Source organism: uncultured Fretibacterium sp. (assembly GCF_938040765.1).
Lineage (GTDB): Bacteria > Synergistota > Synergistia > Synergistales > Aminobacteriaceae > CAJPSE01.
This window is the reverse complement of the sequence record NZ_CALIAA010000075.1, coordinates 1-17,522: the sequence shown is the minus strand read 5'-3', so window position 1 is coordinate 17,522 and position 17,522 is coordinate 1. Positions and strand designations below refer to the sequence as shown.

Genomic DNA, 17,522 nt, shown 5'->3' with positions numbered 1-17,522 from the left:
CATCCGGGACGTCCAAGCACTGGTGGATATGGGGTACCTGGACCGGGAATCCACGGTAAACCTCTCCAACGAGGAATCCTCGCGTCAGAAACTGGCGCTGGAGCTGGAGAAGTCCCTGAACGAGATGAAGGCCGCCGCGGCGTCCCAGGCCCAGAAGAGCACCGTATCCTACGGGCAGCAGCTCTACAGCGACAAGTCCAGGAGGCGCTAGGACGCTCGATGGACCTCTCCCTGGAGTCTTTTCTGCCCGTTCTTGCCGCGGTCCTGGGCGCCTGCATGGGGTCCTTTCTCAACGTCGTCGCCCACCGCAGCCTGGAGGGGCGGCCCTGGTGGGGGAGCGAGCGCTCCGTCTGCGAGTCCTGCGGACGCGTCCTCTCCTCGTTGGAGCTCATCCCCATCCTCTCCTGGGTGGCGCAGCGCGGGCGGTGCCGGGGGTGCGGCGCGCGCGTCTCCCCGCGCTACCTGATGGTCGAGCTCATCGGGGCCCTTGCGGCGGCGGGGACGGCGTGGCGCTGGGGCGTCTCCTGGGCCTTTCTCATCTCCCTGGTCGGGGCCTTCGGCCTGCTGCTGAACGCCCTCACCGACTACGAGGCTGGGGAGGTCTTCGACGCCTTTGCCCTGTCCATGGGGATAGGCGGCATCCTGATTCGCCTGGTGGGGGGGCGCGACGCCATTCTGGAGGGACTTCTGGGAGCGGCCGTCGGATGGGGGATCTTCGCCCTCATCATCCTTGCCAGCCGCGGGGGGATGGGATGGGGCGACGCCTGCTTCATGGCCGGGATCGGCGCGATCCTCGGCTGGCGCCTCACCCTCCTGGCCTTCTACGCCGGCATCATGGCCGGGGGCGTGGGGATCGCCGTCCTCATGATCCGCGGAAAGGTCCGCTGGGGGCGGGGGGACTCCATCCCCCTGGTGCCCTACCTGGCCGTCGGATGTTACCTTACGCTCATCTGGGGACCTCAGGCGCTTGCGTTCCTCGGGGAGCGCTTCGGAGCCCCGGGGGCCTTTCTGCCTCCCTGGCCGTTCCGCTGAGGGCTCCAGGGTATCGATCATGGCAGGACGAGGAAGGGGACGCTCCTGCAGCGTCCCCTTCCTGCTTGTCGGGCTACTCCAGACCCTCCCGCAGACGCTTCATGTTGGCGGGGATGTCGCCACGGACGGCCGCGGAGATCACCGCCACGCCGTCCGCTCCGCAGGCCATGACCTCCCCGAGGTTATCCAGGGATACGCCCCCGATCGCGACGACGGGGACGGCGGCCGCACGGGTTATGGCGCGGATGCCGTCCAGGCCGATGACCTGCGCGTCCTCCTTCGAGCCCGTGGGGAATACCGCGCCGACGCCCAGATAGTCCGCCCCGTCGCGGACGGCGCGGTCCGCGTCCTCCGGGGTGCGGGCCGAGGCCCCGATGATGAAGGGCCGCGGGGCCAGCCGCCGGGCCTCGGCCACGGGAAGGTCGCCCTGCCCCAGATGCACGCCGTCGGCCCCGCAGGCCAGAGCGATATCCAGCCGGTCGTTCACGAAGAGGGGCACGCCCAGCTCCCGGCAGAGGCACAGCATCTGCCGGGCCTCGGCGAACAGTTCTCCGCCGTCCGCCTCCTTGTCCCTCAGCTGCAGGGCCGTGGCGCCCCCGGCCAGGGCCTGACGGGCCTGTTCCTCCAGACGGAGCGGCGCCCCGACGGTCCGGTCCGGTATCACGTAAAGGCGCATTGCGCGCCGCAGGTCGATCCTTTCGTGTAGGGTCGTCATATCGCCGCCTCCAGATCCCAGCGGGCCGAGGAACCGGAGAAGTCCTCGGGAGCGAGCCGATGAAGCGCGTCAACCAATGCCGCCGCGAAAGTGCCGCTTCCACGGGCCTCCCGTTCCGCCCGCTCCGAGGCGAGCCCCATGGCGAGCAGCCCGCAGAGGCTTCCCAATGCCGGCTCTCCACAGGCGGCCGCCGTGGCCAGGACAACCGTCCCGGCCGCACATCCGCTCCCCGAGATGCAGGGCAGCAGGGCGCTGCCGCCCCGGATCAACGCCACGGATTCGCCGTCGCCGAGGATGTCCTCCGGCCCCGTGGCGCAGGCTGTGCAGCGGTGTCTGCGGGCCAGCCGCGTCACGCCGCTGCGCAGGTCGCCGGACTCGGCGACGTCCACGCCCCGGGTCGCCCCTCCCGTCCCCGCCATCAGGGATATCTCCCCCGCGTTTCCCTTGAGGATGGAGAGCGCGTGTCGTGCCAGGATGCCGTCGAACAGCTTGACCCTCAGGCGGGACGCCCCGTAGCCGACGGGGTCCAGAAGCGTCATGCGCCCCAACCTCGACGCCGCGGCGAGTCCCAGGTTCACGGCCTCGATGGAGTCCGGCGTCGGAGTCCCCAGGTTGGCCAGAAAACCGTTCGAGAGGGCGGCCAGCTCCTCCGTCTCCGCAGGATGCTTCGACATGAGGGGGGACGCGCCGACGGCCAGGCAGACATTGGCCTGAAGCGGCGCCGCCACGTCGTTGGTGATATGGAAGATCAGCGGCCTCCTTTCGCGAAGCGCGCTCCAGGCCTCCTTCACGTCGTTCTCCGTGATATCCCTCAATTTTTTTATCGCGCCCATCGTGTCGTCCTCCATCGCGGTTTTGTCTCCAGCCGTCGCAGCGCTGCTCCCTAAAGAAAAAACTCTCCATTCCTCAGGAATGGAGAGCCTCCGCATGACAATTCGGAAAATCCGACTTCCTGCGCCGGCATTGTCCGGTTCAGGTTCAGGGGTCGAAAGGGCGCGGCACCCTCTCCTCTCAGCCTGGGCTCCCCCGCGGAAATAGATTTTATAATGCCGTTTGTTCCATCGTGTACATCGTGTCTATCGTGTTTTGGATACGGCCTCCTGGCTGTTTCTGGCCTCCGGAATCAGCAGCCACTGTCCCCAATCGAAGCGGATCGGCCCGCTGAGGATGTAGAGAGCGAACAGGAAGAGCGGGGCCGCGGTTCCCAACAGGCAGAAGGACAGGGAGACCAAGAGGAACAGCGCCAGACAGTGTTTCTTGTCCGCGCTCCTGCGAGTGAGCTTTTTGAGGTTCGCGTAGGGGATGCTCGACACCATGAGGAAACCCGTGAAGGCGAGCACCACCGCCATCGCCGCCGGGTGAAGCACCGCGTCGGCCAGGACGAAGGAGGCTGCGAAAAGCCCTCCCGCCGGGCTGGGAAGCCCCTGAAAGGGGCCGGGGATGTGGACCACGTTGAAGCGCGCCAGACGCAGCGCCACGCAGAGCACGAAGAAGCACGACACGGCTGCCCCAAGGATACCGAGAACCCCCCTGAAGCTCACCAGGTAAAACAGCATGCCCGGCGCGATGCCAAAGCTGACGAGGTCGGCCAGGCTGTCGAACTCCAGGCCGAACTGCGTGCCCCCGCCCAGGCTCCGCGCGACCTTGCCGTCGAGCCCGTCGAAGATCGTCGCGAAGAAAATCAGCCACGCCGCGGGCACAAAACGCCCTTCCACGGCCAGCATCAAAGAGAACAGGCCGCATAACAGGTTGCCGCTCGTCACCATGTTGGGCGCTATCTGCCGAAACTCGAGCGGTTTCCGCCTGCGCCATCTTCTGCGTCCCTTCAGGAATTTCACGAATCCATCACTCCCAGAGAGGAGATTCCCGCCCGTACTTTATCTCCATGCTTGATTGACAATCTTACATCCTTCGGCAAATAAATGTCAACTCTCGAGCCAAGGCGGATCATACCGTAGCGCTGCCCGGCCTCCAGGACCTCGCCCCGCCTCAGCCGGCAGACGATGCGCCTGGCGAGGAGCCCGGCGATCTGCACCATCAGGACGGGGCCGTACGGGGTCGAGAGCCCCACGAGGTTGCGCTCGTTGACCTCCGACGCCTTGGGGGCGAAGGCGGCGATCTTCCTTCCGGGCACGTATTCCAGGTAGTCCACCCGCCCCATGCAGGGGGCGCGGTTGACGTGAACGCTGAGGACGTTCATGAATATCCCCACCTTGACCGACGGCCCCGTGAAGGGGTGTTCCGCCTCCGATATCTCCACCACGCGGCCGTCGGCGGGGGAGACGAAGAGCCCGTCCCCCTCGGGCGCCGTGCGGTCGGGATCCCTGTAAAACCAGATGACGAGGACCGCCAGTACGGCCATGACCGCCGCCGGAATGGGAGATACGAGGGCGAAGGCCGCCGAGGCCAGGACGAGAAACGTTATCGTCGGAATTCCGTCCCTTGCGAGCTTCAAAGGGCATACTTCCTTTCCTTGATTTCCTCTTGGAGAAGCGAGGGGCTATTCCGCGGGCCCCTCGTCGGGCCCGAACCCGAAGGCCGGTGCGGGCTCCCGCCCCTCCTCGCCGCCCTCCGTCCGCTCTCCCATGCCGCCCTCCGTCCGGACGATGGTGCAGTCCGCCACGAGGTCGCCCTCGTCCAGGCGTACCGTGATGTTGCCCATGGCCACACGGCTGAGCAGCGGTATCTCCTGCACCGCGACTCGGATCGTCCGACCGCGCGTCGAGACGGCGATCATCTCGTCCTGGTCCCGGACCGCGTGGCAGCAGACGAGGCGCCCGGTCCTGGCCCCCAGGTTCATGGCCCGTACCCCGGACGTGGCGCGGTGGTGCGGCGTGAACTCGGCAAAGCGCGTGCGCTTGCCCACGCCCCGCTCGCTGAGGATCAGGATGTCGCAGTCCTCGCTCACGACGTCGCAGCTGATGATGGAGTCGCCCGGCGCGAGACGCATCGCCCGCACCCCGCGGGCGCCCCGTCCCATGGCGCGGAACTCCTCCTCGGGGACGCGGAGCGCCTGGGCCTCGGCCGTCATGAGGAGGAGGTCGTCGCGGCCGGTCGTCAGACGGACCTGGGCGATCTCGTCCCCCTCGTCGAGGGTGATGACCCGCCGCGGCCGGTTCGAGTCCACGAGCTCGGAGAGCTGGATGCGCTTGGCGACGGCGTCCTTCGTCAGGAAGAAGGCGTAGTTCAGCCCCTCCATGTCGCCGCTGGAGAGAGTGACGACCCTCTCCCCCTCCTCCAGGGGCAGAAGCCGGGAGATCTGTTTGCCCTTGCCCGTCCGGGTCTCGGGTATCGAGAAGCCCTTGAGGATCAGAACGCGCCCCTTGTTGGTGAAGAAGTACAGGTCCCGGTGCGTGTGCGTCACGCAGACCGTGGCGATGCTGTCGTCCTCCTGGACCGAGGCGCCCTTGCGCCCCTTGCCTCCGCGCCCCTGCAGGGTGTAGCTCTCCAGGTCCTGGCGTTTCAGGAAGCCGTCCTTCGAGAGCACCACGACGATGTCGCTCTCGGGGATCAGCTCCTCGTCCGCGGACTCCCGGTAGTCGTCGACGATCTCCGTCCGGCGGTCGTCCCCGAACCTCCTGCCCAGGTCCCTCAGCTCGTCCCGGATCACGCCGTCCAGGACCCTGGCGTCGCCCAGGATCTCCCTGTAGGAGGCGATATCCCGCAGCAGCTGGCGCAGCTCCTCGTTCAGCTTCTCGCGCTCCAGGCCGGTCAGGCGCTGAAGGCGCATCTCCAGTATGGCCTGGGCCTGGAGCTCCGAGAACCCGAGCTGGCCGACCAGCCCGTCCTTGGCCTCCGCCGCCGAAGCCGAGGAGCGGATGAGCTGGATGACTTGGTCGATGATGTCGAGCGCCTTGACCAGGCCCTCGACGATATGCTCCCGCGCCAGCGCCTTGTTCAGGCGGAACTGCGTCCGGCGCCGCACCACGCCCCGGCGGTGGTCCAGGAACAGGCCCAAAATTTCCGCTATGGGCAGTTCGCGGGGGCGTCCCTTGTCGAGCGCCAGGTTGATCACGCCGAACGTGGACTGGAGCTGCGTCCGCCTGTAGAGCTGGCGCATCACCAAGTCGGGGTCGCCGTCCCGGGTCAGGTCCAGAACGATGCGCATTCCCTCGCGGTCCGACTCGTCGCGGATATCCGAGACGCCGTCGATCTCCTTGTTCTGGACGCAGGAGACCATCGTCTCGATCAGGTTGGTCTTGTTGACCATGAAGGGAATCTCGGTCACCACGACGCAGGCGCGGCCGCGCTTGCCCTCCTCCGCGTGGACGCGCCCCCGGACGACGATGCGTCCCCGTCCCGTCCTGTAGGCGTCATAGATGCCCTGGCGTCCCAGAATCAGCCCCCCGGTCGGGAAGTCCGGACCGGGCATGCGCTCCAGGATGTCCGCCAGCCCCACCTCTTCGGCGGCTTTTCCCGTCTCCAGAATCCAGCAGAGGACGTCCACGACCTCCCTCAGGTTGTGGGGGGGGATGTTCGTCGCCATGCCCACCGCGATGCCCGTGCTGCCGTTGATCAACAGGTTCGGCAGCACCGCGGGCAGGTACAGGGGCTCCTGGAGCGACTCGTCGAAGTTCGGGCCCCAGTCCACGGTCTCCTCGTCGATATCGGCCAGCATCAGCTCGCCCGTCTCGTGGAGCCGCGCCTCCGTGTAGCGCATGGCCGCCGGACTGTCCCCGTCGATGGAGCCGAAGTTTCCCTGACCGTCCACCAGACAGTAGCGCAGGCTCCAGTCCTGCGCCATGCGGACCATCGTCTCGTATATGGAGCTGTCGCCATGGGGGTGGTACTTGCCCATGGTCTCGCCGACGACGCGGGCGGACTTCTTGTACGCCGAGTTGTGCCGAAGCCCCAGCTCCGACATGGCGTACAGGACGCGCCGCTGCACGGGCTTCAGGCCGTCGCGGACATCGGGCAGCGCCCGCCCCACGATGACGCTCATGGCGTAGTTCAGGTAGCTCTCCTTGATCTCGTCCACCAGGGGCAGGGGGACGACCCTGCCGAACAGAGAGCTTTCCTTGTTCTCTTCCGTCATTAAAAAATCCCTCCCGGATTGCATGCCCCCTCCCCGAAACGGAGGCGGGGCCGGACAACAAAAGCCCGATCGGCAAAGGGACGCCGCCGATCAGGTGCTTTTTATTGTAACACGTGCGTCGGGTTCTTCGTGCCGGGCTCCTTGCCGCCGGGCCAGTGGAGAGCGCCGCGCCCGTCCCGCATCCGCCCCTCCGCCTCCGGTGAGGCGGCCCGCGCCGGGGCCGCGGCTGAGATATAATACCTGCGGCAGGGTAGTTCGACATCGTTCCCCGCGTCCGGGTGCATCCTGGGCGGCGGGGGTAGGCGGTGTCGGCGGTAGACATCACGAAGATATACATATGATTATCGGAGCTGCGGAAGGAAGGTAACGCGATGAAGCCGACGGTGGTCGATCATATAGGGATAGCCGTGAACAGCATTCGGGATTCCCTTGCATTCTGGGAGGGGACGCTCGGGATCCGCTGCACCGGGGTGGAGGAGGTCGCGGAGCAGAAGGTCAGGACGGCCTTCCTGCCCCTGAAGGATACGGAGGTCGAGCTCCTGGAGCCCACGGCGGAGGACAGTCCGGTCGCGAAGTTCATCGCCAAGAAGGGCGAGGGAATCCACCATCTGGCCATCCGCGTGGAGGACCTGGAGGCCGCGCTGGCCGAGCTCAGGGAAAAGGGAGTGCGCCTGATCGACGAGAAGCCCCGCAGGGGCGCGGGCGGGGCCCTGATCGCCTTCGTCCACCCCGCCGCGACGGGGGGCATTCTCTTGGAGCTGTCCCAGCGCTGAACGTGGCGGAGGAAAAGGGGACCGGTTCCGGCCGATACGCGGTCGCCCTGCTGCTCGGGCTCGTCAGGAGGCTGCCGCAGAGGCTGGCCGTGGCTTTGGGCGGCCTGTTGGGGCGCCTGCTCTGGGCGCTCAGCTGGCGGAAGGTCGATCGGGGCGAGGCGCGCTGCGTCGCGGCGCTGGGGGTGGGGATCACCGTCGCGCGCGGCATCGTGCGGAGGTCCTTCGTCAACCTGGGGCGCTCGGCTGTCGAGTTCGTCCGGCTGGATCGGATGATGCCCGGGCTGCGGGAGACGGTGACGGTCGAGGGACGCGAGAACCTCGACCGCGCTCTGGCCCGTGGGCGGGGGGCTCTGCTCATGGCCGCCCATATCGGCAACTGGGAGCTCGCCGGGGCGCGCCTGGTCCTGGAGGGATATTCCGTCGTGCCGCTCTACACGCCCCAGCGCAACCGGGGGGGGCTCAACGACCTGATTCAGCATCAGCGCACGGCCGTTGCCGGGATGAAGATGGTGCCCAGCGAGGGGGCCGGCCTGCGCGAGGCCTTCCGAACCTTGAGGCGGGGGGGGATCGTGGGGTTCCTTCAGGACCTGGACGCCCGGAGCGAGGGGATTCCCGTCCCCTTTTTGGGCCTGCCCGCCAGCGCGGCCGACGGGATCGTGAAGCTGCACCGCAGGTTCGGCTCCCCGGTCGTCCCCGTCCTGTACTTTCGCCGTCCCGACGGGATCTCCCATACCGTCGTCATTCAGGATATCCTGAGCGACGCGCTCGACGCGGACGGCAATCCTTTCGGGGCGGATATGGTAAAGTCCCTTCAAATGTGTCATAATGTTTTGGAGGGTTGGGTTCGGGCTTATTCGGATCAATGGCTGTGGCTTTTGGATCGGTGGGAATCCACGTTGGGGTGACGGTAGGGCTGGATCCCGGAAGGGACAAGGTGGGATGGGCCTTCGTGGGTGAGGGCCGGGAGCTCCTCATGTCGGGGATTTTCCCTGCGGAGGAGCGGGCGCTTTTCTGGCTGGCCCTCAGGGCCCTGGCTGGGGATGCGGGCGCCTTGGCCCCCTGGACGCTGGAGGCCCTCTCGCCGAGGGGAGGAGCGTCCTCCATCGCGGCTTTTGTCGTCGGAGACGGAACGTGCGGCGGCGAGCTCGCCGCGACCGGCGCGCTCGGCCCCAGCGGTCGACCCATGATCTCCCAGGTCGTCGGGCGAGCCTGAAGGAGCAGGATTTCGGCTGCCCCATCCTTCGTGCGGACGAAAGGGGAACGACCCTGGAGGCCCGGATCCTTTATTGGCGTCTGCACGGCCCGTCCTGGTGGCAAAGGCTTTTGCCCCGGACCCTGTGGGTCCCGCCCCGTCCTCTTGACGACCTTGCGGCATGGGCCATCGCCATGCGGGGAATGGTCGGGCCGTGCGAACAACGTGACCGATAAAAATTTTGATAAACGCGCCGGGTTCTTTGCTGGAGAGGGCGTGGTAACCTGGAAGGGAGTCGTTCAGCGATATGGCCGGTATGGATAAGCTTGCCGTTCTCGTCAACAGCTTTGGTTCGTCCGTGATCTCCGTGGGGCGGGAGGTTGGGTTGGACATCTCTTTGAACAAGGCCCAGGTCTCCCCGGGGGTCAAGGTGGCCAATATATGCGCGGCCTCGCTGATCGGAATCGTGGGGAACGGGACGCACGGAACGGCTGTCATCATGCTCGACGAGGTCGGGTTCAAGGCCGTCGTCTCGGCGATGTCGGGCGGCATGATCGCGGCCAACCTGAACGACCCCGTCTCCATGAGCGTGATCGGAGAGCTTTCCAATATGGTCAGCGGCCGTTCCCTGATCCAGGCCGCCCTTGCGGATGTGGACGTGACGCCCCCCCAGCTGATCGTCGGGGACAACATCCAGAACGTCCCGACCCAATCCGCGGGGGTGAAGTGCTTTACGCTTCCTTTTTCCCTGCAGCCGGCGGGCGTGCTCTATCTGGTGCTATCCTTCAACGCCGCCTGATGCGGGCCGTTCCGAGGGAAGGGACCGCCGGGGAACGGACGCCCGGAGGCCATCCTCGGGTTCCGGCCCGAGGCAAAAAGTAAAAAGTGTGGGGCGGCGCGGCTCGGTGGGCCCCGCCGCTTTTTCGTTGTCAATAAAAGCGCTGGCTTGATCGGCGCTTCCTTGATGTCCGGACGGAGGATGTGGTGAGAGTGCGGAAACTTTTGTGCGTGCTGCTGGCTCTGTGTCTGTCCCCATCCCTTGCGGCCGAGGCGGGGGTCGTGCTGGTTCTCTCCGGAGGCGGAACCCGCGGGTTTGCCCATATCGGCGTGATCGAGGTCCTGGAGGAGCGCAAGATTCCCATCGTCGGCATCGTCGGGACGAGCATCGGCTCCCTGATCGGCGCGCTCAAGGCCAGTGGGTACGACGCGGCGGAGATGCGGCGGATCGTCGGAGATCTGGACCTTCCCTCCCTGCTGGCGGAGAACACGGGGCCGATGTTCGTCTTTACGGGAAACGACCGAAGGGCCAGAACGAGCACGGTGTCCGCCCTGACCTACAAGAAGTCGGGCCGGCAGAGGGGCCCCCTGGGGATTCTGACGGGGGACAAGCTCTACCAGTACTTTACGCAACTGATGCGGCACGTGACCGTGACCGACTTCTACGACCTCCCCATCCCCTACGCCGCCGTGGCGACGGACATACGGACGGGGGAGAAGGTCGTGCTCCACGGGGGCAGCCTTCCCTCCGTGATGAGGGCCTCGATGTCCATTCCCGCTCTCTTCGAGCCCTGGGAGATCAACGGTCGCCTCCTGGTGGACGGCGGCCTGGTCTCGAACCTGCCGGTCGATGCGGGCAGAGAGCTGTTTCCGGGCATCCCCGTGATCGCCGTGGACGTCTCGGAATCCCCGTCCCAGGACCGCGAGCTCAACTCCTACATCGACGTCATCGATCAATCCCTCGCGGTCATGATGCGAAAAACCACGGGCGAGGAGGGAAAACACGCGGACCTGCTGATATCCCCCCGGGTCCGGAATTTCTCGTTTCTCGATTCCACGAAGGCGGACGACATCATCGGGCGCGGCCGGGAAGCCATCCTGCCGCATATGGATGAGGTCGCCAGGCTCTCGGACCTCGGTCCCGGGATCCTGGACCTGAACGGAACCCGGTTCACCTCCAACATCGTCGGGGACGTCCAGGTCGAGGGCCTGTCCGACGGAATGGCCTCGGACCTCCGCAAACGTTGCCTCGTCTGGGTCGGCAGGCCCCTGGATCGGGACAGGATCGAGCATGCGGTCCAGCGTCTGACGGAGTCCCCCAGCATCGCCACGGTGGATTATCAGCTGGGACGTACCACGTCGGGGGACGTGCTGGTTCGGCTGGACGTGCGGCAGAGTCCGGAGCTCGAGATCGGGGTGTCCGGCTATACGACGAACCTGCACCACAACCGCTGGCTCTACGTCAAGGGCGTGGCCCGAGGTCTGTTCTCGGATTACGACAACCTCTCGGGCGTCCTGAGGCTCGGCGAGCAATGGGGGATCGACCTTACCTATCAGACGGCGCCCGAGTCCATGAACGCGTGGGAGGTCAACCTGGCGGCGCATAACTGGAGGATCGACTCCAGCGACGGGGTACGGGACTGGGACCGTTACGCCGTGGGGGTGAATCGGCTCTTCCGCTGGGGAGACGTCCGCCTGGGGGTGGGGCTGGCGTACGAGCACGTGGAGGGGACCCGCGGAGCGAGCGGCGACGGGCACAACGCCGTGGGGCCGACCTTCTTCGCCGCCTACGATACCCTGGATATCCCGGGCGACCCCACGAAGGGCCATGCCTGGCGGCTCAATGCGTGGTGGCCTAACCTGGAGGAGCTCAACTACCGGCTCACCTACTTCAAGCCCCTCGAGGTCGGCGACAACTGGCGGACGTACTTCCGGCTGGGCTACGCGGAAGGGGACATGGATTTCCGCAGCCACGCCGCCTACCTCGGGGCCGCCGAGGAGCTCTATTCCGTTTCCTCGCGCCCCGTGGAGGCGGAGCGCATGGTCTGGGCCAACGTGGCCTTCCGGAGGATTCTGAACCGGAGCGTCCTGGGGATCGTGGCCGTGGAGCTCTTCGGGAGCTACGGCTATGCGATGGACAGGGAATACAAAAAAATCGCCTCCCCCTGGGAGGTCGGCCTGGCCGTGAACTTCCCGAACAACATCATCGACGCGAAACTTGCGGCGCTGTACGGGTCCGAGGAGTTCAAGGTGGGATTCTTCCTGGGGGTTCCGATCTGGGATCATTACCCCCTGCCGTAGAACAGGCGGGGCGAAGCGAAGAGGACGGCCCGGCGGAGAGCTGCGGCCGCAGTTTTGGGAGGTTTTGTGTACGATGGCGCGCAACATCACTTCGCGGAGTGTCGATTATTCTCAGTGGTACCTCGATGTCATCAGGGTCGCGGAGCTGGCGGACTACGCCCCGGTCCGGGGCTGTATGGTCATCCGGCCGACGGGCTACTCGATCTGGGAGTCCGTGCAGCGGCATTTCGACGACGCGTTCAAGAGGACCGGACACGTCAATGCCTATTTCCCGCTCCTCATCCCGAACTCCTTTCTGGAGAGGGAGGCGGAGCATGTCGAGGGCTTCTCGCCCGAGTGCGCCATGGTCACCCATGCAGGGGGGGAGGAGCTGGAGGAACCCTTCGCCGTGCGCCCGACCTCCGAGACGGTCATCGGACACATGTACAGCAAATGGATTCAGTCCTGGCGCGATCTGCCCGTCCTGATCAACCAGTGGTGCAACGTCATGCGCTGGGAGAAGCGCCCGCGCCTTTTCCTGAGGACCTCGGAGTTCCTGTGGCAGGAGGGGCATACGGCGCATGCGACGGAGGCGGAGGCCCGCGAGGAGACCCTGAAGATGCTCGAGGTCTACCGCCAGCTCATGGAGGACGTCCTGGCCCTGCCGGTCGTCCCGGGCGAGAAGACCGAGGGGGAGCGTTTCCCCGGGGCCGTGGACACCTACACCTGCGAGGCCATGATGAGCGATGCCAAGGCGCTGCAGGCGGGGACCAGCCATTTCCTGGGGCAGAACTTCGCCCGGGCGTTCGAGATTCGTTTCCAGAACAAGGCGGGCGATCTGGAGGAGTGCTGGACGACGAGCTGGGGCATCTCGACGCGCCTGATCGGCGCCCTGATCATGACGCACTCCGACGACGACGGCCTGATCCTCCCGCCCCGGGTGGCGCCGACGAAGACGGTGCTGCTGCCCATATCGACGGACGAGACGCTGCTGGACGAGTCCCTGCTGCCCAGGGCCAGGGAGTTTTCCAGGCAGCTGAACGACGCGATGGGCGGCCTTCATACCTTCGTCGACACGCAATTCCACATGAGGCCGGGGGACCGCTTCTTCCATCATCTGCAAAGGGGCGTCCCGCTGCGGCTCGAGCTGGGGGAGAAGGACATGAAGGCGGGGACGGTCCGGGCCGTGCGCCGCGATACGGGGGAGAGGCTCGACATCGCTCACGACGCCCTGGTCCCGACGGTGACGAAGGTGCTGGAGGACATTCAGTCCTCGATGTACGCCCGGGCCAGGGCCTTCCGCGAGGAGCACACCTCCTTTGCCGGGAGCTACGAGGAACTCAAGGCGCTCCTGTCGGAGCGGGGCGGTTTTGTGGAGGCCTACTTCGCCGGTTCTCCGGAGGACGAACGGCGTATCCGCGAGGAGACGGGCGGAGCGACGCCCCGCTGCATCCCCCTGTCCGACTCGAGTCGGGGCAAGTGCGTGGTTACGGGGCGGGAGGGGCGGAGGACGATCTTCGCCAAGGCGTACTGAGCTCCGGCCCGGGACACCGGCTGCAGGAATGAGGAAGGGGGGACGGCCTCTCGGAACCGTTCCCCCTCGCTTATGGGGCGGAGGCGACGAAGCCGCCGATACCTTCCCGAGCGAGGCGGCTCGAACGAGCGTCCCGTCCCGGTACGGGATCCCCAGGGGAGAGGAGGGCTGGTTATGAACTTCGACGCGACGCGCTATCGGTATCCTTCGCGCCGCACCGTCGTGTTCGGGTCCCGCGGCATGGTCGCCACGGGGCAGCCTCTGGCCGCGCAGGCGGGGCTGGACATCCTGAAAAAAGGCGGAAACGCCGTGGACGCGGCCGTCGCTGCGGCCGCCTGCCTGACCGTCGTGGAACCCACGTCCAACGGCATCGGAGGGGACTGTTTCGCGCTGGTCTGGTCGGGCGGCCGGCTTCACGGCCTCAACGCCAGCGGCCCCGCTCCGGCCCTGGCCGACGCCGGCATGCTGCGGGGAGCCGGGCACCGGGAGGTCCCTCGGTACGGTTGGGACGCCGTTACGGTACCGGGAGCACCGGCCGGCTGGGCGGAGCTGGTGCGGCGGTTCGGGCGGCGTTCGCTTGGCGAGGTGCTGGCCCCCGCCGTCGCCTGCGCCTCGGAGGGCTATGCCGTGTCCCCGGTCACGGCGCAAATGTGGAAGAACGCCTTTCGGGCGTACTCGGGCCGGTGCGATGGCGACGCCTTCCGGCATTGGTTCGAGACCTTCTGCCCCGGGGGAAGGGCCCCCATGCCGGGCGAGGTCTGGCGTTCTCCGGACCATGCGCGGACCCTCGCGCGGATCGCAGAGAGCGGTGCGGAGGACTTCTATCGGGGGGAGCTCGCGGAGCGGATCGGCGTTTTCGCCCAGCGCTCGGGCGGCTGGCTCCGAGCCTCCGACCTGGCCGCCTACCGGCCCGAGTGGGTGGAGCCCCTGTCGGCGAACTACCGGGGGTACGACGTCTGGGAGATTCCCCCGAACGGGCACGGCATCGCAGCGCTCATGGCGCTGAACCTCTTGAAGGGGTTCGGCCTGCCGGACGAACGGGAGACGGCGGAGGTCTATCACCTGCAGATCGAGGCGATGAAGGTGGCCTACGCGGATGTCCTGGCCTATGTTGCGGATCCCCGCTTCATGTCCTGTACCGCCCGGGACCTGCTCTCCGAGGCCTACGCGGACGAACGCCGAAAGCGGATCGGTGCGGCCGCGCTCGACCCCGCTCCGGGAAGGCCGCCGCGGGGAGGAACGGTCTATCTGGCCGCGGCGGACGGGGAGGGGAACATGGTCTCCATGATCCAGAGCAACTATATGGGGTTCGGCTCCGGCCTGGTGGTCCCCGGAACGGGCGTCGCCCTGCACAATCGGGGCTGCAACTTCAGCCTGGACCCCGAGTCCCCGAACTGTCTGGCGCCGGGCAAGAAGCCCTACCACACGATCATCCCGGGCTTCCTGACGAAGGACGGGGCGCCCGTGGGGCCCTTCGGGGTCATGGGGGCCTTCATGCAGCCCCAGGGGCACCTGCAGGTGGTCTCGAACCTGGTCGATTTCGGGATGAATCCGCAGGAGGCGCTGGACGCTCCGCGCTGGCAGTGGATCGAGGGACGTACCGTGCAGATGGAGCGGGGGGTCCCCGCCGACATCGCCTCGTCCCTTGAGTCGCGCGGCCATAACGTCCGGATGATCGATGATCCGACTCCCTTCGGGCGCGGCGAGATCATCGCGAGGACCTCCTTCGGCACTCTGGCGGGGGGGACGGAACCCCGGACGGACGGCTGCGTCGCCGCCTGGTGATATTTCAGAGGGGAATTTCTCTCCCCCTTTCTTTCGAAAGGAGCCTTGTCCTTTATGCGGCGTTTGTGGTCCATCTTCGTGCGTTTTTTCAGGATCGGCGCCTTCACCATCGGCGGGGGCATCGTCATGCTGGGGGTTATCGAGTCCGAGGTCCGCGCCATGGGGGAGTTCACCGACGAGGAGATCGCGGACATGATCGTGCTGGCCACCGCCGTGCCGGGCCCCATCGCGACGAACCTCTCCTTCGTCGCGGGCAGGGCGCTGGCGGGGTGGAGGGGCGCCTGCGCCGCCGTCCTCGGGACGTCCCTGCCCCCCTTCCTCAGCATCCTTCTTCTGTCCTCGCTGATCCTGAACCACATGTCGAACCCTTGGATGATCGCCTTTTTCCTCGGTGCGGGGGCGGGGGTTGTGGTGGTGGTCTGGAACTCCCTCTGGAAGATGATCCGGGCCTCCGTATTCGTCGGCCAGCCCCAGATGCTGGCCTTCGTTGTGACGGCCGCCCTGCTGATCGTCTGGGACGTCCACCCCTTTCTTGCCCTGGGCGCGGGGGCGCTGGTCTCCCTCGCCGGGGGATGGCTGAGCCGGACCGGGACCGGGAGCCCGTCATGAACACCATCGCCATGCTGGCCGCCGTTTTCGCCAAGGTGGCGTTGGGGGCCTTCGGCGGAGGGCTCGCCACGATACCCTTCATTCATCACGAGCTGGTCGTGGCACGTCCCTGGCTGACGGAGACGATGTTCGCGCAGACCATCTCCCTGGCTCAGATGACGCCGGGGCCGGTGGCCCTGAACTCCGCGACCTTCGTAGGGTACCGCCTGGCGGGGTTCTGGGGCTCGCTCTGGGCCAGTGCGGCCCTCGTGGGGACGCCCATCCTGGTGATCGCGCTCCTCCTGTGGCTGATCTCCCTGGCCTCGGAGCGGATGCGGGGACGCATCGAGGCCTTTCAGAGAGCCCTGCGCCCCGCCGTGGCGGGTATGCTCCTGGTGGCCTTCTGGACCCTGGCCCGTCCCCTGATTCCCAGGGACCTCTCCTCCCTGAGGTCGGCCCTCCCCGGCCTGCTGTTGGTCGGGCTGGTCGCCGTATGTTTCGCCCTGTCCCGGCTCCGGCTTTTCCGGGCCTATCCGCAGCTTCTGATCCTGGCCTCGGCGCTGGCCGGGCTTTGTCTGAAGGGGCTTTTGTCCTGAGGCTTTCCCCGTCCTGCGCGGACGGCGAGGGGGCGGGGACGAAAATTGCGGTGCTTGCGGGGCGCTTTCGGGGTATTTTGTGAGATAATCGAGACGGATCCGAGCGATACAATCTCACTGGAGGTGTTGTTCATGGCGACGAAGGTGGCAATCAACGGGTTGGGACGTATCGGGCGCATCGTGCTGCGCTGCTGGGTGGAGCGCAGGTTCAAGGATATCGAGATCGTGGCGTTGAACGATCTGATCCCGCCGGAGGACATGGCGTATTACGTGAAGTACGACTCCACGCACGGCAAGGCGCCCTTCGAGGTCAAGGCGGACTCGGAGAGCCTGATCCTGGATGGGGTTCGCGTCCCCATGTTCGCGGAGAGGGACCCTGCGGCACTGCCGTGGAAGAAGCTGGGCGTCGATATCGTGATGGAGTGCACGGGGCGCTTCACCAAGAAGCCCGATGCGATGAAGCACGTGGAGGCCGGCGCCAGGCACGTCATCATCAGCGCGCCGGCGGACGGGGTGGACCGGACGATCGTCCTTGGCGTCAACGAGAAGGACTTCGATCCCAAGGCCGATATCGTCGTCTCCAACGCCTCCTGCACGACGAACTCCCTGGCGGCCGTCACCAAGGTGATGCACGAGACTTTCGGGATCGAGAACCTGATGGCGACGACCATCCATGCCTACACCTCCACGCAGTTCCTGGTCGATACGCCTCAGAAGGGGGGCGGACGCAAGGGGCGCGCGGCCGGGGTCTCCCTTGTGCCCGCCACGACGGGCGCGGCCAAGGCGATGGTCCCCCTGTTCCCGGACCTGAAGGGCAAGATGGACATGATTGCCGTCCGCGTCCCCACGGTTGACGGATCCCTGACGGACGCCAACTTCCTGCTCAAGAAGGCCGTGACGCTCGACGAGGTCAACGGCGCCCTGAAGAAGGCCGCGGAGGGGCCGCTCAAGGGGATTGTGGAGTTCTGCGGGGAGGAGATCGTCTCTATCGACATCGTCGGCAACCCGCATTCCAGCATCGTGGACGGCCTGTCCACGAAGGTCCTGGACGGCAGGATGGTCAAGCTGATGCTCTGGTACGACAACGAGTTTGGCTACTCCAACCGGATGCTGGAGCTTGCGGCCTACATGGGAAGCAAGGCGTAGACTTTTGAGATTTCAGGGAAGCGCTGATTAAAACAAAAACGCATATTTTGCCAAAGGGAAGTATGCAAA

At 66.4% G+C, this 17,522-nt stretch carries 16 protein-coding genes, 1 pseudogene and 1 riboswitch; of the genes and pseudogenes, 12 read left to right on the top strand and 5 right to left on the bottom strand.

Annotation, left to right across the window (positions count from 1 at the left end):
• A pseudogene (locus tag Q0176_RS02845) lies at window positions 1-211 on the top strand (hypothetical protein); the annotation flags it as partial.
• An 8-nt stretch (window positions 212-219) separates the two neighbouring features.
• Entirely contained in the window at window positions 220-1,032 is an 813-nt protein-coding gene (locus tag Q0176_RS02840) for an A24 family peptidase (protein WP_299299063.1), read from the top strand.
• A gap of 73 nt (window positions 1,033-1,105) precedes the next feature.
• Here Q0176_RS02840 and thiE read toward each other — a convergent pair whose 3' ends face one another.
• The 5 genes from thiE to gyrA all read right to left on the bottom strand — a co-directional run bounded on the left by thiE (window position 1,106) and on the right by gyrA (window position 6,782).
• Window positions 1,106-1,747: a thiamine phosphate synthase gene (gene thiE / locus Q0176_RS02835; RefSeq protein ID WP_299299061.1), complete on the bottom strand. Its 642-nt coding sequence runs from the start codon at window positions 1,745-1,747 to the stop codon at window positions 1,106-1,108.
• On the bottom strand, window positions 1,744-2,595 hold the full coding sequence (thiM, locus tag Q0176_RS02830; RefSeq protein WP_299299059.1) for a hydroxyethylthiazole kinase: 852 nt from the start codon (window positions 2,593-2,595) through the stop codon (window positions 1,744-1,746). Before thiM ends, thiE begins: the two co-directional genes overlap by 4 nt.
• A gap of 83 nt (window positions 2,596-2,678) precedes the next feature.
• Window positions 2,679-2,785: riboswitch (TPP riboswitch) on the bottom strand.
• A 38-nt stretch (window positions 2,786-2,823) separates the two neighbouring features.
• The gene (gene pssA / locus Q0176_RS02825) at window positions 2,824-3,585 is read right to left on the bottom strand and encodes a CDP-diacylglycerol--serine O-phosphatidyltransferase (protein WP_299299056.1); all 762 of its coding nucleotides are present in this window, start codon (window positions 3,583-3,585) and stop codon (window positions 2,824-2,826) included.
• Window positions 3,582-4,202, bottom strand: coding sequence for a phosphatidylserine decarboxylase family protein (locus Q0176_RS02820; protein WP_299299054.1), 621 nt, complete (start codon window positions 4,200-4,202; stop codon window positions 3,582-3,584). Before Q0176_RS02820 ends, pssA begins: the two co-directional genes overlap by 4 nt.
• A gap of 45 nt (window positions 4,203-4,247) precedes the next feature.
• On the bottom strand, window positions 4,248-6,782 hold the full coding sequence (gene gyrA, locus Q0176_RS02815; protein WP_299299052.1) for a DNA gyrase subunit A: 2,535 nt from the start codon (window positions 6,780-6,782) through the stop codon (window positions 4,248-4,250).
• 371 nt (window positions 6,783-7,153) lie between these two features.
• Between gyrA and mce the strand changes: the two genes are divergently transcribed.
• From mce to gap, 10 genes are all read left to right on the top strand, one after another.
• Entirely contained in the window at window positions 7,154-7,555 is a 402-nt protein-coding gene (mce, locus tag Q0176_RS02810; protein ID WP_299299050.1) for a methylmalonyl-CoA epimerase, read from the top strand.
• A gap of 2 nt (window positions 7,556-7,557) precedes the next feature.
• On the top strand, window positions 7,558-8,460 hold the full coding sequence (locus Q0176_RS02805) for a lysophospholipid acyltransferase family protein (RefSeq protein WP_299299048.1): 903 nt from the start codon (window positions 7,558-7,560) through the stop codon (window positions 8,458-8,460).
• Window positions 8,457-8,768 carry a hypothetical protein gene (locus Q0176_RS02800; RefSeq protein WP_299299047.1) on the top strand — a complete coding sequence of 104 codons (312 nt, stop codon included), beginning with the start codon at window positions 8,457-8,459 and terminating at the stop codon, window positions 8,766-8,768. The genes Q0176_RS02805 and Q0176_RS02800 overlap by 4 nt, the downstream gene beginning before the upstream one ends.
• A 286-nt stretch (window positions 8,769-9,054) precedes the next feature.
• Complete coding sequence (locus Q0176_RS02795) at window positions 9,055-9,546, top strand: chemotaxis protein CheX (RefSeq protein ID WP_299299046.1); 492 nt, start codon at window positions 9,055-9,057, stop codon at window positions 9,544-9,546.
• Between the two features lie 191 nt (window positions 9,547-9,737).
• The gene (locus tag Q0176_RS02790) at window positions 9,738-11,825 is read left to right on the top strand and encodes a patatin-like phospholipase family protein (protein WP_299299045.1); all 2,088 of its coding nucleotides are present in this window, start codon (window positions 9,738-9,740) and stop codon (window positions 11,823-11,825) included.
• A gap of 73 nt (window positions 11,826-11,898) precedes the next feature.
• Window positions 11,899-13,338: a proline--tRNA ligase gene (gene proS, locus Q0176_RS02785; RefSeq protein WP_299299043.1), complete on the top strand. Its 1,440-nt coding sequence runs from the start codon at window positions 11,899-11,901 to the stop codon at window positions 13,336-13,338.
• Between the two features lie 174 nt (window positions 13,339-13,512).
• Window positions 13,513-15,123, top strand: coding sequence for a gamma-glutamyltransferase family protein (locus Q0176_RS02780; protein ID WP_299299041.1), 1,611 nt, complete (start codon window positions 13,513-13,515; stop codon window positions 15,121-15,123).
• A gap of 54 nt (window positions 15,124-15,177) precedes the next feature.
• Window positions 15,178-15,732, top strand: coding sequence for a chromate transporter (locus tag Q0176_RS02775; RefSeq protein ID WP_299299039.1), 555 nt, complete (start codon window positions 15,178-15,180; stop codon window positions 15,730-15,732).
• Entirely contained in the window at window positions 15,696-16,307 is a 612-nt protein-coding gene (locus Q0176_RS02770; protein WP_299299037.1) for a chromate transporter, read from the top strand. The genes Q0176_RS02775 and Q0176_RS02770 overlap by 37 nt, the downstream gene beginning before the upstream one ends.
• Window positions 16,308-16,439: 132 nt before the next feature.
• On the top strand, window positions 16,440-17,453 hold the full coding sequence (gap, locus tag Q0176_RS02765; protein WP_299299035.1) for a type I glyceraldehyde-3-phosphate dehydrogenase: 1,014 nt from the start codon (window positions 16,440-16,442) through the stop codon (window positions 17,451-17,453).
• Window positions 17,454-17,522: the final 69 nt, after the last annotated feature.